This window comes from Jiangella alkaliphila (genome assembly GCF_900105925.1).
GTDB classification, from domain to species: Bacteria; Actinomycetota; Actinomycetes; order Jiangellales; family Jiangellaceae; genus Jiangella; species Jiangella alkaliphila.
Window position 1 is genome coordinate 3,644,324 of record NZ_LT629791.1, and the last position, 14,642, is coordinate 3,658,965.

Here is a 14,642-nt window from a genome sequence, read left to right on the forward strand (position 1 = left end):
CGCCGGTACGGCTCAGACGTTCACGCCTCGCGTGCGGAGGAGCTGTTTGATCTTCGCTCCGTCCAGCTGCCGGACGTCGACGCCGGTCCGGCAGGCCTCGGCGGCGGCGAGCCCGGCGGCCTCGCCCATCGCGACGCAGTTGCCGGTGACCCGATAGGACCCGTGCGCCTCGTGCGAACCGGAGATGCACCGGCCAGCCACCAGCAGCTGGTCGACTCCCGTGGGCACGAGGCACCGGAGCGGAACCTGATAGGGCTTGACCGGAGTGGCGGTGAGCTTCGTGTCGTCCGGAGCGTGGATGTCCATGGGGAACGTGGCCGTGCAGATGCCGTCGTCGAACGTCCGGCCGTTCACGAGGTCGTCGAAATCCAGCCGGTACTCTCCTCTGATGCGGCGGGTCTCACGCACGCCGACCTGCATGGCGGTACTGATCAGGTGCCCCTCGCCGAACTCCGGGGTGTTGTCGAACATGCGCATCGCGAGGTGTGCCTGACGTCGCCCTTCGATCACCGCCGCGGTCAGGTCGTCGGCGTCGGTTCCGTCCCGGCGCTGCATGTGGGTCCACATGATGGCGTCGAGGCCGCCGCGACCAGGCACCGGCACGACGGCGAAGTCCGTGAACGGAATCGAGGCCAGATCGTCGGGTGAATTGTGCTTCGCCATGACCTCGTACGGTCGTGGCGTCCACTGAAAGCCCTGGACGGTGAACTGGAGCGTCATCGGCTGCAGCAGGCCGTCGGAAGGGCGCCCCTTCTCGTAGTCGCAACCGGCATGAAAGGCGATGTCGCCGTCGCCCGTGCAATCGATGACGACCTCGGCGAGGATCGCCGAACGCCCGGACTTGTTCTCGACGATGACGCCCTGCATGCGTCCGTCGTCGACGATGGCGGCAACGCCCATGCTGTACAGGAGCACGCGGACGCCCGCTTCCTCGGCCATCCTGTCCAGGACGTACTTCATCACCTCATAGTCGAAGACGTCGGCCACGAAGACCTCTGGAAGCCATTCCTGCACTGCGTCGGCGGCTCCGTGGTGCCGTAGCCGGTCGATGATCTCGGTAGGGATTCCACCCTTACGCGCGCCATCGAAGTAAGGATTGAGCAGACCCGCGGTCCAGATGCCGCCCAGGCAGCCATACCGTTCGACGAGCAGCGTCTGGGCGCCGGCCCTCGCCGCCGAGAGTGCGGCCCCGACGCCGGCCGGCCCGCCGCCGACGACGACCACGTCCACGTCGGCATAGATCGGCGTCTCCACGGAGGGTTCGACGATGGCTGCCGGCGCGCTTCGGGTGAACGGAACGGTGTGTCTCATGGTCATCGATCCTTCGTCCGGAGGTGACCCATGTCAGGTGGTTCCTCGAGCCGTTTCACTGACCGACATTACCAGTTCACCACTCGAAGAACTCTGGGCCTGCCATGTGATCGACCCCTCCGAGTGGTGGTTGACACAGGCCAGGCGGAATGTCTACGTTTTCGAAACGCACGTTTCATAGGTTCGATAGGGGCGTGGGTGTCGATGAACGGCTCCGAGACGACCGCGGCGGAGAGTGGCAGCGGCTCAGTGCGTGTGGAGAACGTCCGGTTCGAACATCTCGACCGATCCCTGGGCTGCGGCGTCTCGATGCCGCGTCTGTCCTGGCAGATCTCGACCGATGACCCCGAGTGGCAGCAGAAGGCCTACGAGGTGCGGCTCGACGGTGGGCGGACGGTGCATCGGCCGTCCGAGGACCAGGTCCTGGTCGACTGGCCGTTCGAGCCGCTCGAGTCGAGGACACGGGCGAGGGTGGAAGTGCGGGTCTCGGCGGGGGCGTCGTGGAGCGCGTGGAGCCAGCCGGCCACCGTCGAAATCGGGCTGCTGAGCTCGGAGGACTGGTCGGCGCGGTTCATCCGGCCGAGCACCATCGGCACGGTCGACCGTCCCGCGCCGATTCTCTCGCGCCGGCTCGTCGCCGGGCCGGGGGTCGCCGCCGGCCGGCTCTACGTCACAGCACATGGCGTCTATCGAGCCCGGCTGAACGGGCACGAGGTCGGCGACGACGTGCTGGCGCCGGGGTGGTCGAGCTACGGCCACCGGCTCTGCTATCAGACCTACGACGTCACCCGGCTGCTGCGTGACGGCGACAACGTGCTCGAGGTTCTCCTGGGCAACGGGTGGTATCGCGGCCGGTTCCTCGATCAGACGATGCCGTCGCGCGGCTACGGGGATGGCCTGGCGCTGCTGGCACAGCTCGAGGTGACGTACGCATCCGGAGCCGTCGACGTGATCGCGACCGACCGGCGCTGGTCGGCACGGGAGAGCGGCGTGCTGGAGAACGATCTCTACGACGGGCAGTACACCGACCTCCGGCGGTTGGACCGCGCCGAGGACACGGTCGACGAGCTCGAAGAGACCCTGGATCGCCTGGTCGCCCCCGATGGTCCGCCCGTCCGGCCCACCGGCGTGCGGCCCGCGGTCGACGTCTGGACGTCGCCCTCCGGCCGCACGCTCGTCGACTTCGGCCAGAACCTCGTGGGCTGGGTCCGGCTCCGGGTGAACGGGCCGGTGGCCGGTCAGCGGGTGGTCGTGCGGCACGCGGAAGTCCTCGAGGACGGCGAACTCTGTACCAGGACGTTGCGCAGCGCGCGGGCGACGGACACTTATGTTCTGGACGATGCCGACGACGTCGTGTTGGAGCCGGCCCTGACATTCCACGGATTTCGGTATGCCGAGATCAGTGGTCTCGAGCCCCTGCGTGCCGCGGACGTCGAAGCCGTGGTGGTCGGCACCGACCTTCGCCGCACCGGCTGGTTCTCCTGTTCCGATCCTGACCTCGAGCGACTGCATGAGAACGTCGTGTGGAGCGCCCGTGGCAACTTCCTGTCGATTCCGTCTGACTGCCCTCAGCGCGACGAGAGGCTGGGCTGGACCGGCGACCTCCAGGTGTTCGCGCCTACCGCGACCTTTCTCTTCGACAGCGGGGGTTTCCTGACGTCGTGGCTGGCCGATCTTGCCGCCGATCAGCACGCCGATGGCACGGTTCCGGTGGTCGTTCCCAACGTGTTGCCGGACGACAGCCCCGCCGTCGCCGCCTGGAGCGATGCGGCCACCATCGTGCCCTGGGTCCTGTATCAGGCATACGGCGACAAGGGGCTGCTGGCCCGGCAGTTCGAGAGCATGAAGCGGTGGGTCGACAAGGTGGTCACCCTCGCCCCCGACGGGCTCTGGGTCGGGGGGTTCCAGTTCGGCGACTGGCTCGATCCGACACCGTCGGCCCGGAAGGCGGGCGAGGCGAGAGCCGACCCCGACGTCATCGCCACGGCCTACCTGGTGCACTCCGCGCAGATCGTCGCCCAGACGGCCCGGGTACTGGGAGACCTCGCGGTCGCGGACGAGTACCAGGAGCTGGCGACGCGTACCCGCGAGGCGTTCGTGCGGGAGTACGTGACCCCGGCCGGGCGGATCGTCAGCGATGCACCCACCGCGTACGCCCTCGCGCTGGAGTTCGGTTTGCTTCCCGCCGAGGAGCAGCGGCGACGTGCCGGTGCGCGCCTGGCGGATCTCGTCCGGGCCGGCGGTTTCAGGGTCGCCACGGGATTCCTGGGAACGCCGCTCGTCACCGCCGCCTTGACCTCGGCCGGCCAGGTGGATCTCGCCTATCGCCTGCTCTTGGAGAGGGGTTGTCCCTCCTGGCTCCATACCGTCGAGATGGGTGCCACGACGATCTGGGAACGCTGGGACAGCATGCGGTCCGACGGCTCGGTCAACGTCAGTGAGATGACGTCGTTCAACCACTACGCGTACGGGGCCGTGGCCGACTGGCTGCACCGTTCGGTGGCCGGGCTCGCGCCGGCGGCGCCGGGCTACCGGGAGGTCACCGTGCGTCCGGAGCTGCATCAGCGGCTCACCTCGGCGTCCGCGCGCCTGCTCACTCCGTATGGAGAGACATCCGCGGGGTGGGAGCGACGAGACGGCCGGGTGCGGATCGACGTCGTCATACCTCCGGGCTCGCGGGCGACCGTCCACCTCCCCGATGGTCAGACGCTGTCGGTCGACCACGGGCGTCACACCTTCACGACAGCAGATCCCTGCGCGCGGACACTCACTGGGCAACTCCGCTCGGTGCGCGATCTGCTGGACTCCTCGTTGCTCTGGGGCCGGGTGACCTCGACGCTCGTCGATGCGGGGGTCGCTTCGGATGCCGCTGAGGTGGCCGCTTGGTGCGCGCCCTACTTGGACGCTCCCGTCGACGGTCTGCCGGGCTACCTGAGCCGGCGGAACGACGTCGCCCCCGACGTTCGACAGGCGCTACGAGAGCTGGTCGAGGAGCATGCGTCGCAACCGGGGAGCCGCTAGGAGAACGCACCCATCGGCGCCAGGATCGGATGGGTCGCCTCACCGGGCTTGGCCGGCTGCTCCCGTGCGCTCGCAACGGCCTCGAGGAGGCGTCGTTCCTGCACGGCCTCGGGATACTCCCGTGCGACCCACGAGCGGAAGGTGTCGCGCTCCCGTTCCGGCGGCTCGGTCCGCAACACCGCGGCCACCTGGTCGATGACACCCAGCACGTCCGCGTCGTCGACGGCATGAGTGCCGGGCGCCCGGAACAGCTCGCCGCCGCCTCCCGCGGCATACCCGACGACGACGCAGCCCGCGGCGAGGGCCTCGGCCACCGGGAGCCCGAAACCCTCGTCCCGGCCGAGGGCGACGAAGACGGAGGCGCGGCCGAGTACGCCGGCCGTCTCGCTCTCGCTGAGGCCGTCGACGATCACGGTGCGTACGTCGCCGAAGCGGTGGTCCGCGGCCAGCAGTGCCTCCAGCAACGCGGACTCCTTCGGCCGCTTGCGCGGCATCCAGACGAGAAGGCGCTCGCGCGCCGGCGCCGGACGGAACAACGCCATGTCGATCGAGAGCGGGATGAGCTCGACCGGCCCGATCGGCAGCACCGCACGCAGGCGCTCCAGGACGCGCAGCGTCGCCAGCGACGACACCCAGGTCGGTGGCGGCGGATCCCAGTTCGGGAACCGCTCCCACGGGGCGTAGACGAAGGTCAGGAAGTGGTTCTGGTTGTAGATGACCTTGCGGCATCCGGGGGCCGGGTCGTGGTCGGCCAGCACGAACGACTCGGGCACGACGAGGATGTCGTTCTCGTCGAGGTCCAGCGTCGCCCCCTCGATCGTGGGCGCATCGCTGTCGAACCAGGTCGGCGTGGCGCCCGCGGCGATCTGACGGTGCCAGACGACGGCTTCCTGACCGGCGCGCACCAGCAGCTCCACGTGCCGGTACATCACCCTGGCGCCACCGATCGGGCGGTCGATGTCGGGAGCTGCGTAGATCACTCTTCCGCTCATGCTGGTCATGTTGGTCATGCTCGCGCCGGAGGGCTCGATCGCGCAGGAGGACGGGTTTCACCGCGGCTGAGCTCGTGCCGCGGCCGCCTGGCTCAGGATGCGCGCCGCGCGACGCTGGCCTTCTCGAGGGCGGTGGCGCCACGGACCGCGGCGATGGCGTCGTCGACGGAGACGAGGAACGGCGTGCCCGTGGCGAGTGCGTCCAGGAAGTGGCCGACCTCGAGGCGCAGCGCGCCCTCGATCCGGTCGTACATGACCGGCCAGGCGGTGCGGTCGGGCTCATCCACCCCCTCGGCGGAGTACTCGGTCACGCTGTCGTTGCTCTTGGTCGACTGGATCATGCCGTCCTCGCAATGGACCTTCAGGTCCCACCGAGGCGCGGCGGTATCAGGAAGCGTCCATCCGGTCACCAGGTTGAACCCCATGCCGTTGGTGAGCACACCCGTCGCCGTGAACGTGGCGACGCCCGAGGGCGACTCCAGCAGTTGCGCGCCGTCGACCTCGTCGATCTCACCTCGGCCGATCCATTGGATGAGGTCGATGTCGTGGATGGCGAAGTGCCACAACGGGCTCGTCGTGCTCGCCACCCGTGCACCGATCGACCGCGGACCCCAGGTCGACGTCGTGATCATCACCGGGCGACCGAGGCGGCCGCTTCGGACCGCGTCGACCACGCCCGCGTAGCGGGCCATGAACCGGGTGATGTGGCCGGTCATGAGCCGGGTGCCGTGCCGCTCGGCCAGGTCGGCGATCGCCTCGGCGTCGTCGATGCTCGTGGCCAGCGGCTTCTCGACGAGGACGTGGACGCCGGCCTCGATCAGCACGCGTACCGGGTGCAGGTGCGCGGAGTCGGGGGTGGCGACGACGGCGGCGTCGGGCGCGAGCTCGCGGATCGCGGCCTCCAGGTCGGTGAACGCGGGCACCCCGAGCTGGGCGCCGACGGCACGTGCCGCGTCGGCCGATCGATCCACGACGCCGCACAGCTCGACGGACCTGGTCTCGTGGACGGCGCGTGCGTGCATCGCGCCCATGAAGCCGACGCCCACGACGAGTACCTTCATCGCTCCTCGTGCTCCGGCCGGGGTCCGTCCGAACCCGCCGTGAGCTCGACGACGGGCGTGGGCGCGAGCGGATCGCCGCGGTAGACGTAGCGCCCGAGCAGGACGACGGCGGTCGCGGTCCATCCTCGAAGCGGCACATTCCCGCAGCGCGAGTTCGGCAGCACCAGCGTGCCGTCGACCACGTTGTACTTCTCCCACAGGTGCCCCGTCTCGTGGTATCGATCCACCAGCAGACGCAGGAATCGCGCCGAGACACGCCGTGCCGCGGCGGTGTAGCCGTAGGCGTCCAGTCCTTCCGCGGCGATGAGGTGCTCCGGAGCCCACCCCGCGGGGTACATCCACTGGAGCTGCCCTTGCCCCCCGACGAGGTCCGGCGGTACGTCCGCCGCGATCGGCGGCCGGTCGGGATAGGCGTCCGGATGCGGATCGGGGTACTCGCGGTCGGTACAGGCCAGGCCGTACTCGTGCTCGAAGAGCGGCAGGCGGTCGGCCAGCTGGCCGGCCTGGTCCGGCGTCGCGACTCCGGTCCACAGGGCGTAGAACGCGCAGGAGGACAGATAGGGCAGCTGCCGTTGCGCGACGTGGTCGTACTCGACGAAGAACCCGAGCTCCTCGTTCCAGCAGTATCGCCGGATCAGCTCCGCGCGGCGCTCGGCGTCGGCGTGGAACTGCTCCGCCTCGGTCTCGCGGCCGAGCTGTCCGGCGATGAGCGACAGCGCACGCGCGTATCGGACCAGCGCGCAGTTGGTGATCAGAGGCGCGCAACGCCGGACGTCACCGCCGAAGATCGGCGTCCAGTCCCAGCCGGTCTCGGCCTCGGCCGCGAGCTCCGGCGGCCAGTACGGATCGCCGAGGTCTCTGTTGGTGGCGAGCCCGATCGGCGTCTGGTGATGCTCCGCGTTCCAGTAGCGCCGGTAGTTCTGCTTGAGCAGCGGAAAGGCATGCTCGAGCAGCTCTTCGTCCTTGGTGGCGAGGTGGTAGCGCCAGACGGTGTCGGCGATGAGCGGCGTCTGAGACCTCGACATCACCGACGTCACGTTCGCATTCGGCATGTAGCCGAACCGCGACACCATGAACAGGTAGTTCAGGAGGTGGCCGCGGACGAGGTCGCCCCGACCGTGTGCCAGCAGCGCCCGGCTGGTGAAGTCGGTGTCCCAGGCGTACATGGTCGTGAACGTGCCTGCCGAGCCGCTCGGCGGCACGTAGGGGAACGGCAGGAACAGCAGGGTGCCGAACTCGGGCGGCGCGGTCGGGTTGACCTGCACCAGGCGTTCTTCGGTGGCGCTGACCGCGTCGGAGTCCCACCAGCCGCCGATCGTCCGGTCGAGGTTCGCCCACCTCTCCTCGTCCGGTGGCCGGCTGGATGTCGTTGTTCCTGGGATCGTGCTGACAACGGCAGGTCGCTCCATGGCCACTCCCGGATGGGTCTGCTGGCCAAAACCAAGGTATTGACTGCCGATACTCTAGCTCACCACGTGCCGCCGCCGGGCCTTGTACCCCGGCAGGTCCGGTCGGTGCCGGTCAGTGGGTGCGCGCGCCGTCAGCGACGAGCGTCTCGAGGAGTTCGGCCGCGGTGGCGGCCCCGTTCTCGGCGCGGATCAGCGCGCCGAGCTCCTGCGCCCGGACGGTCAGCGCCGGGTCGTCGACCGCCCGTTCGATGGCGGCGGCCAGCTTCTCGGCGGTCAGAGTGGACTGCGGCAACGGCGCGGTCGCGACGCCGGCGGCGTGCATCCGGGCGGCGTTGAACGGCTGCTCGTACATGAACGGGCAGATCACCTGTGGCCGGCCGGCCGCGAGCGCGGCACTGAGGGTGCCGGCGCCACCGTGGTGGACGACCGCTGCCACCTGCGGGAACAGCCAGTCGAACGGGGTCTCCTCCGCGACGAACACGTTGCCGCCGGAGAGCGGCTCGGCGGAGATCCCCCCGGATCCGGTGACCACCACGGCGCGCATGCCGGCGAGGCGCACGGCCTCGGCCACGACGTGACCGGCGTGGACGGGGTCGGTGCCGGCGACGCTGCCGAACCCCAGGTAGACGGGCGGTTCGCCGGCGCGGAGGAACCGGTCCAGCGAGGCGGGCGGCGTCCACTGCGGGGGCGCCGGCAGGAACCAGAATCCGGTGGTGTGCACCCAGCTCGGATAGTCCGTCCGTTCGGGCAGGAGATGACGGCTGAAGGCGTGCAGCACCGTTGTGGCGGCGCCGTCCGGGCGCCGCAGCATGTTCCGGCTGCCTCGGCGTCGCGGCAGGTCCAGGACGTCGCGCCGCCACCGCGACGTGTTGCCCAGCTGTCCATGGACCCAGAGCCTGCTGGTCAGGTACGAGGCCCGGTTGAGCGGACGCGGCAGGCGCAGCGGGATCAGCGGGTTCGCGAAGGCGCTCGTCGGGACCCAGCCGGGCTGGAGACAGGCGAGGGCCGCGGGTACGCCCAGGCGTTCGGCGATCTCGTGTCCCGGCAGGTTGGGCAGGTGCACCACCAGGTCGGCGCCCTCGTCGCCGATCGCGGCCATGTCGTCCAGCACCCGGGCCATCATCGGCTGGTAGCGGCGGAAGAGCGCGGCGGCGAGCCGTTTGCCACGCAGACCGCGGAAGTTGGTCTCGTATCCCGCGCGCACGACGGGGTCGTTGGACAACGTGTCGTATCGGTCGAAGAGCGGGGCGAAGCGGATCCCGTAGGGCTCGGCGAGGTGTGCCAGGGGAGCGTTCGTCGCGAGGACGGCTTCATGTCCCGCGTGGGTGAGCGCACGTGCGAGCGCCGCGAAGGGCTGCACGTCACCCCGAGTCCCGTGCGAGAACAGCAGCACCTTCATGCTCGTCCCTTCCGTGCGCTCCCATCGGCAGCCAGCGTCGCGAGCCGGAGCGCCGTCGTGGAAGGGGCCGGTGTCCGCCGCTCGACATGCGGCCGCGGCCGGACCGGGTGACAATCGCGCCAGGGGAACCACGAGAACGGGAGCTCGGTGCATGAGTGATGACCAGGCCAACTCCGATGCGACGTTCAGCAAACGGATCGGTGCGCGGCTGCGAGCGCTGCGCGAACGGCGCCGATTGACGTTGCAGGAGGTGGAGCGGCGTACCGGTGGCTCGATCCGCTACACGGTTCTCGGCTCGTACGAACGGGGCGAGCGCACGCCGGGCATCCGCCGCATCCTCGAACTGGCCGAGCTCTACGAGGAGCCGATCGAGGAGTTGCTGAGAGGCCTGCACGGGCAGCCTCGGCAGCGCACTCTCGACACCGGCAGGGCGGTGTTGCACCTGGAGCGGTTGCGGTCCGCGCCGCGCGAGGCCGAGGCCCTGACTCGCTTCGTGGACGGCTTGCAGCGCATCCGCGGCGACTACGGCACCGTCATCCTCACCATCAGGTCGGCCGACATCGTGACGATGTCCGCCGTCTACGGCACCGATCCCCAGGATCTCCGGCAGCGCATCGTCGACTGGGGTGTCCTCGAGCCGTAGCCGGGCTGGGCTGAAGACGCCACCTTCCGGCACTGCCGGGCTGGAGCACACTGTGGGGGCGTGCTGCGGCGGATCTGCGTGTTCACCGGCTCCCGGGCCGACTACGGGCCGCTGCTGCCGGTCATCGCGGCGTTGCGCGACGAGCCCACCGTCGACCTGCGGCTGCTGGCCACCGGGGGGCATCTGGTCCCAGGACAGGGCATGACCGTCGGCCAGATCGAGGCGGACGGGTTCGAGGTGGCCGAGCGGGTCGACATGGTGCTCGCACGGGACACCCCGTCGACGGCGGCGAAGTCGCTGGCGCTCGGCGTGATCGGTTACGCCGACGCGCTGGACCGGCTGGACCCGGACCTGCTGGTGCTGCTGGGGGACCGGTACGAGGCCCTGGCCGCCGCGATGGTGGCGCACCTTCGCCTCCTGCCGATAGCGCACATCAGCGGGGGAGAGCTGTCCTACGGCTCCACCGACGACTCGACGCGGCACGCGATCACGAAGCTCGCGCACCTGCACTTCACCGCGAACGAGGAGTTCCGGGCCCGGGTGATCCAGCTCGGGGAGGCGCCCAGCAGGGTGTTCGTCACCGGGGTGCCGAGCCTGGACACCATCCGGACGGCGCCCCTGCTGGATCGTGCCGAGTTGTCCCGGCGGATCGGCCTGCCGCTGCGGGACCCCGTGCTGGCGGTGACCTATCATCCGGCGACGGCGGACGTCGCGGGCAGCCGTGACGGCGTCGCCGGCCTGGTCGCCGCCCTCGAGGCGCTGCCGGACGCCACCGTCGTCATCACCGGGACCAACGTCGACCCGGGCGGCGCTGAGGTGTTCGCCCCGATCCGCGAGTTCGCCGGCCGTCAGGCCGTCCGCGCCGCCATGGCGGCCTCGCTCGGCCAGCACGCCTACCTGAGCCTGGTCCGGCAGGCCGCGGTCGTGGTCGGGAACTCCAGCAGCGGGCTGATCGAGGCGCCGGCGCTGCACACCCCGACGGTGAACATCGGCACGCGCCAGGACGGCCGGCCGCGTGCGGCGTCGGTCATCGACTCTGGAGAGACCGCCGACGACATCATCCGCGCGATTCGCCGGGCGCTGACGCCCGAGCACCAGCGGCTGGCCAGGACCGCCCGGTCCCCGTTCGGCGACGGCCGGGCGGCGGGACGGATCGTCGACGTGCTGCGCTCGATCGACCTCGACGGGCTGACGACGAAGCGGTTCGCCGACCTGCCCGTGCGCTGACGCCGCCGGCTCAGCCCGGCGGCACCCGCTCGCGCAGGCGGCGCGCGGGGACCCCGCCGTAGACGCCGTAGGGCTCGGTGTCGCGGGTCAGCACCGCACCGGCGCCGACTATGCAGCCGCGCGCGACCGCCGTTCTCGGCGTGACGGTGGCGTTGGCGCCGATCCACACGTCGTCGGCGAGCGTGATGGGGCCGCCGTCCTGCGGCGCGAGGGCCATCGGCTCGGGATGCCGGCGCGGATCGTGCTGCACGGTGGACAGGACGACGTGCGCGGCGATGTTGCAGTACGCGCCGATCGTCAGGCCGTGCTTTCCGTAGAGGGCGCAGCCGGCGGCGAAGTGGGTGCGCCGGCCGATCCTGATGCGGCCCTGGGCGTCCCCGGTCGAGATGTAGGTCGATGGGAAGAACTCCACGCCCTCCTCGACCCCGACCTCGCCGGCGCCCTGGACGAAGCACCAGGGATGGAAGGTCACGTTCGCGCCGACCGTCATGCGCACGTCGCCCTGGCAGTGGAAGCCTCGGCCGATCCGGACGTTGTCGCCCACCCGCAGCAGCTCGGGACGCTCGATCCGCACGTCGTCGTCGATGACGACGCCGTCGCCGCAGTGCGCCAGTCTGGCGCGGAGATCTTCGGACATCGGAGGACGAGTCTGCTGTCGCGTCGCCGACGGCGGAAGGGGTTGCGTTCTGCCGAGCGCCAGGGACGAAGTACTCGGTGAGGACCTGCGTAGGAGCGTACTCAACATGCTGGCGGCCATCAGGGATGACAGGCATGGTGATCATTACGGCACCGAGCAGTTGCCATGGATGCATCCGGCCGGCTGGGCGCCGGAGCAGCCCATCGTGGCTCAAGGGCTGCGCGACTACGGCTACGACGAGCACACCAAGCGCATCGGCCGGAACTTCCTGAGGCTGGCGATCGGCGAGTGCCGACGCACGGGCCGGCTGCCGGAGACGTACAACGAGGTCGACGGCGGGATGGAACTGCCGAACGCCCGGTACGGGAACGCGACGATGCACGGCTGGACCGCGGCCGCCGCGGTCGTGGTGGGGCGCGCCGTCATCGGCCGGACGGCTGACCCTCAACCGAGTTGCGGAAGGGCTTCGGCGGCGATGAGCTCGATCTGGTCGAGATCGCTCAGGTCGAACAGGTCCAGATAGACGCGGGACACGCCGATTGACTCGTATCGGCCGATCCTATCCACCAGCTCGGCGGGCGAGCCGGTCGGCATGTGATCGGGCAGCTGGCCGACGGGGATCTTCGGCAGCTGCCGTCGCAGCCGGTCCACCCGGCGGGCCGACTCGGCTGGCGTGCGGCCGACAGCAGGGAGCAGCGACACGGACCGGACGATGGTGTCCGGGCGGCGGCCGATCCGCCGAGCGGCCGCGTCGACGCGCTCGAAGTGCTCGGGTGCCGTACCTACCTCGGCAAAGGCAAGGTTGAACTCGTCGGCGTAGGCCGCGGCCAGCTCCGGCGTCCTCCGCTTGCCGCGACCACCGATGATCACCGGCGGACGCGGGCGTTGGAACGGTTTCGGCAGCGCCGGTGAGTCCACGAGCCGGTAGTGCGTCCCATGGAAGCTGTACGTCTCACCCGGTGGCGTCTTCCAGAGACCCGTGACGACGGCGAGTTGCTCGGTGAACACGTCGAACCGCCGGCCTGCATCGTCGAGGGGGATGCCGTACGCCTCGTGCTCCTCCGCGTACCAGCCCGCACCGAGACCCAGCTCGACACGGCCGCCGGACATCTGGTCTATTTGCGCCACCGAGATGGCCAGCACCGCCGGATGACGGAACGTCGCCGGGCTGACCAGTGTTCCGAGCCGGACCCGCGTGGTCTCGCGGGCCAGCCCGGCAAGCGTGACCCAGGCGTCGGTGGGACCGGGCAGGCCGGACGCCGTTCCCATGCGTAGGTAGTGATCGGATCGGAAGAAGCCCGCGAAGCCGGCGTCCTCGGCCAGCTTCGCTGCCGCGAGCATGTCGTCGTAACAGGCTCCCTGCTGGGGTTCGCTCAGAATCCGCACGTCCATGCGATCGACCGTAGGGACGTCATCGCGGGCGCACGAGAGGGTCCGTCTCAGCCGCCGCGCACCGGCCGGCTCGAGCAGGGGAGCGACGTGATCGAGGGCCCGTCGTGCCTCACGGACCCGATCGTCGGCCGAGGCGTCCGCATCCGACGGCTCGAGCTTGAGCATGACTTCGTCGTCGTAGCCCGCGGCCGTGACCTGCGCGAAGTACTAGTCGAAGTCGCCGTCGCCGGGGGTGCAGAACTCCCCGATCCGGCCGTCGCGTAGCACCACGTGGGCGATCCGCGGGCCGAGCGCTGCGACGACCTCGGACGTGCTCGAACTAGGGTTCAGCACGTGGCTGGTGTCCAGGTCGATGCCCAGCTGCGGCAGGTCGGCGAACTCCAGTAGTTCGAGCACCTGCGGCAGCGTCTCCGCTAGGCCGCCGCGGTGCGGGATCTCCACCTCCAGCCGGAGCCCGCGCCGGTCCGCGATCTGGGCGGCCATCGTCGTGACGCGGGCGAACCGGTCCAGTCCCGTGCGCCGCTCGATGGCGGGCGTCGGTGCCCACCAGTGCGTCGATCACCCACGTCCGGGTGCCGACCGCGGCCGCGAGGGCCGCGGCGACGCCGTAGCGCCGAGCGCACTCCGCGTGGTCGTCGATGGCATCGGGAGCCCACGGCGCGGACTGCAGGCCGGCGACCCCGAACTCGTACCGCTGCACCAGGGCGGCGATGTCGTCGATCTGCCGGGCGGACGGGTCGCTCAGCTCCGGCTGCGCCGGATAGGCTGGCATGGCGGCGAGGTCCACCACCGAGAAGCCGAGGCCGGCAATCAGGTCGAAGGACCGGGCGAGCGGACGGTCGCCGAAGCTGATGAGGGAGCACCCGACGCGCATCGCCGTCATGCGGCCTCGTCCAGCCGGACCAGGCGGTGCTAGCGCGCCGATCGGCCGATCGGCCGATCGCCTCGTGGAGCCGCATGGTGTCGTAGGCACTGGCGATCGCCGACTCCGGCTCGCCGCCCCTCCCGGACGGCGTCGACGAACTCGAGCAGCTCCCCGCGGTAGCCGCGCTCGGCGTTGCCGTCGACGATGGCGAACGGTACCAGTCGGCCACCTGCTGGTACCGGATCATCTTGCCGGCGTGCGGGACGACCACGTAGTGGCCCGGCCCGCCGGTGAGCTCGGTCCGCTCGGTGACCGAGTAGGCGTGGTTCCCCGACATCCCGAGGACCCCGATCGCGCCGCTCTGGAACTGCAGGCTGACGGCGTACGCGATGTCGTCGAGCTGGTTGGCGAAGACCTCGGCGACCTCGCCGAACATGTACCGGGCCAGGTCCAGCATGTGGACGCAGATGTCGAGCAGCAACCGGGGCTTCGGGTCGTCCGGGAGGTTTCCTTCGGTGAACGGGCCGGAGGACCAGTTGATGGTGAGCAGCGTCGGCGCGCCGAAGTCGGGGGAGTGCACCGCCTCGTGCGCCTTCCGGTAGGCCGGTGCGAACCGCTTGACGACGTCATGCACGGCTGCCCGGTCCGCCGGATCGTCTCGAGAACGGCCAGGGCGTCCGCGGCG

13 protein-coding genes are annotated in these 14,642 nt (G+C 70.3%); 4 read left to right on the top strand and 9 right to left on the bottom strand.

Going from position 1 to position 14,642, the window contains the following annotated elements:
- Positions 1-12: 12 nt before the first annotated feature.
- The gene (locus BLV05_RS16600) at positions 13-1,317 is read right to left on the bottom strand and encodes an FAD-dependent oxidoreductase (protein WP_046768101.1); all 1,305 of its coding nucleotides are present in this window, start codon (positions 1,315-1,317) and stop codon (positions 13-15) included.
- A 198-nt stretch (positions 1,318-1,515) separates the two neighbouring features.
- On the opposite strand from BLV05_RS16600, the gene BLV05_RS16605 reads away from it, so the two are divergent.
- The gene (locus BLV05_RS16605) at positions 1,516-4,332 is read left to right on the top strand and encodes a family 78 glycoside hydrolase catalytic domain (protein ID WP_197683691.1); all 2,817 of its coding nucleotides are present in this window, start codon (positions 1,516-1,518) and stop codon (positions 4,330-4,332) included.
- Here the strand turns inward: BLV05_RS16605 and BLV05_RS16610 are convergent.
- The 4 genes from BLV05_RS16610 to BLV05_RS16625 form a co-directional block, all read right to left on the bottom strand.
- On the bottom strand, positions 4,329-5,324 hold the full coding sequence (locus tag BLV05_RS16610; protein ID WP_160312731.1) for a glycosyltransferase: 996 nt from the start codon (positions 5,322-5,324) through the stop codon (positions 4,329-4,331). The two genes, BLV05_RS16605 and BLV05_RS16610, sit on opposite strands and share 4 nt — an antisense overlap.
- Before the next feature lie 92 nt (positions 5,325-5,416).
- Entirely contained in the window at positions 5,417-6,385 is a 969-nt protein-coding gene (locus BLV05_RS16615) for a Gfo/Idh/MocA family protein (protein ID WP_046768103.1), read from the bottom strand.
- Positions 6,382-7,794, bottom strand: a complete 1,413-nt coding sequence (locus BLV05_RS16620; protein WP_082155120.1) for a trehalase family glycosidase — start codon at positions 7,792-7,794, stop codon at positions 6,382-6,384. The genes BLV05_RS16615 and BLV05_RS16620 overlap by 4 nt, the downstream gene beginning before the upstream one ends.
- A 112-nt stretch (positions 7,795-7,906) precedes the next feature.
- Complete coding sequence (locus BLV05_RS16625) at positions 7,907-9,193, bottom strand: glycosyltransferase (RefSeq protein ID WP_052762330.1); 1,287 nt, start codon at positions 9,191-9,193, stop codon at positions 7,907-7,909.
- A gap of 151 nt (positions 9,194-9,344) precedes the next feature.
- Between BLV05_RS16625 and BLV05_RS16630 the strand changes: the two genes are divergently transcribed.
- A complete protein-coding gene (locus tag BLV05_RS16630) occupies positions 9,345-9,836 on the top strand; it encodes a transcriptional regulator (RefSeq protein ID WP_046768105.1) in 492 nt (163 codons plus the stop codon).
- Positions 9,837-9,896: 60 nt separating this feature from the next.
- Positions 9,897-11,063, top strand: coding sequence for a UDP-N-acetylglucosamine 2-epimerase (gene neuC / locus BLV05_RS16635; RefSeq protein ID WP_052762331.1), 1,167 nt, complete (start codon positions 9,897-9,899; stop codon positions 11,061-11,063).
- A gap of 10 nt (positions 11,064-11,073) precedes the next feature.
- Here the strand turns inward: neuC and BLV05_RS37045 are convergent, their stop codons facing one another.
- Entirely contained in the window at positions 11,074-11,700 is a 627-nt protein-coding gene (locus tag BLV05_RS37045) for a hypothetical protein (RefSeq protein WP_052762332.1), read from the bottom strand.
- 106 nt (positions 11,701-11,806) lie between these two features.
- On the opposite strand from BLV05_RS37045, the gene BLV05_RS36585 reads away from it, so the two are divergent.
- On the top strand, positions 11,807-12,223 hold the full coding sequence (locus tag BLV05_RS36585) for a trehalase family glycosidase (protein WP_160312732.1): 417 nt from the start codon (positions 11,807-11,809) through the stop codon (positions 12,221-12,223).
- Here the strand turns inward: BLV05_RS36585 and BLV05_RS16650 are convergent.
- From BLV05_RS16650 to BLV05_RS38630, 3 genes are all read right to left on the bottom strand, one after another.
- On the bottom strand, positions 12,145-13,092 hold the full coding sequence (locus BLV05_RS16650; RefSeq protein ID WP_046768196.1) for an LLM class F420-dependent oxidoreductase: 948 nt from the start codon (positions 13,090-13,092) through the stop codon (positions 12,145-12,147). The genes BLV05_RS36585 and BLV05_RS16650 overlap by 79 nt on opposite strands.
- A gap of 207 nt (positions 13,093-13,299) precedes the next feature.
- Entirely contained in the window at positions 13,300-13,620 is a 321-nt protein-coding gene (locus tag BLV05_RS16655) for a sugar phosphate isomerase/epimerase family protein (RefSeq protein WP_082155122.1), read from the bottom strand.
- A complete protein-coding gene (locus tag BLV05_RS38630; protein WP_407716992.1) occupies positions 13,506-14,591 on the bottom strand; it encodes a Gfo/Idh/MocA family protein in 1,086 nt (361 codons plus the stop codon). Before BLV05_RS38630 ends, BLV05_RS16655 begins: the two co-directional genes overlap by 115 nt.
- Between the last annotated feature and the right edge of the window lie 51 nt (positions 14,592-14,642).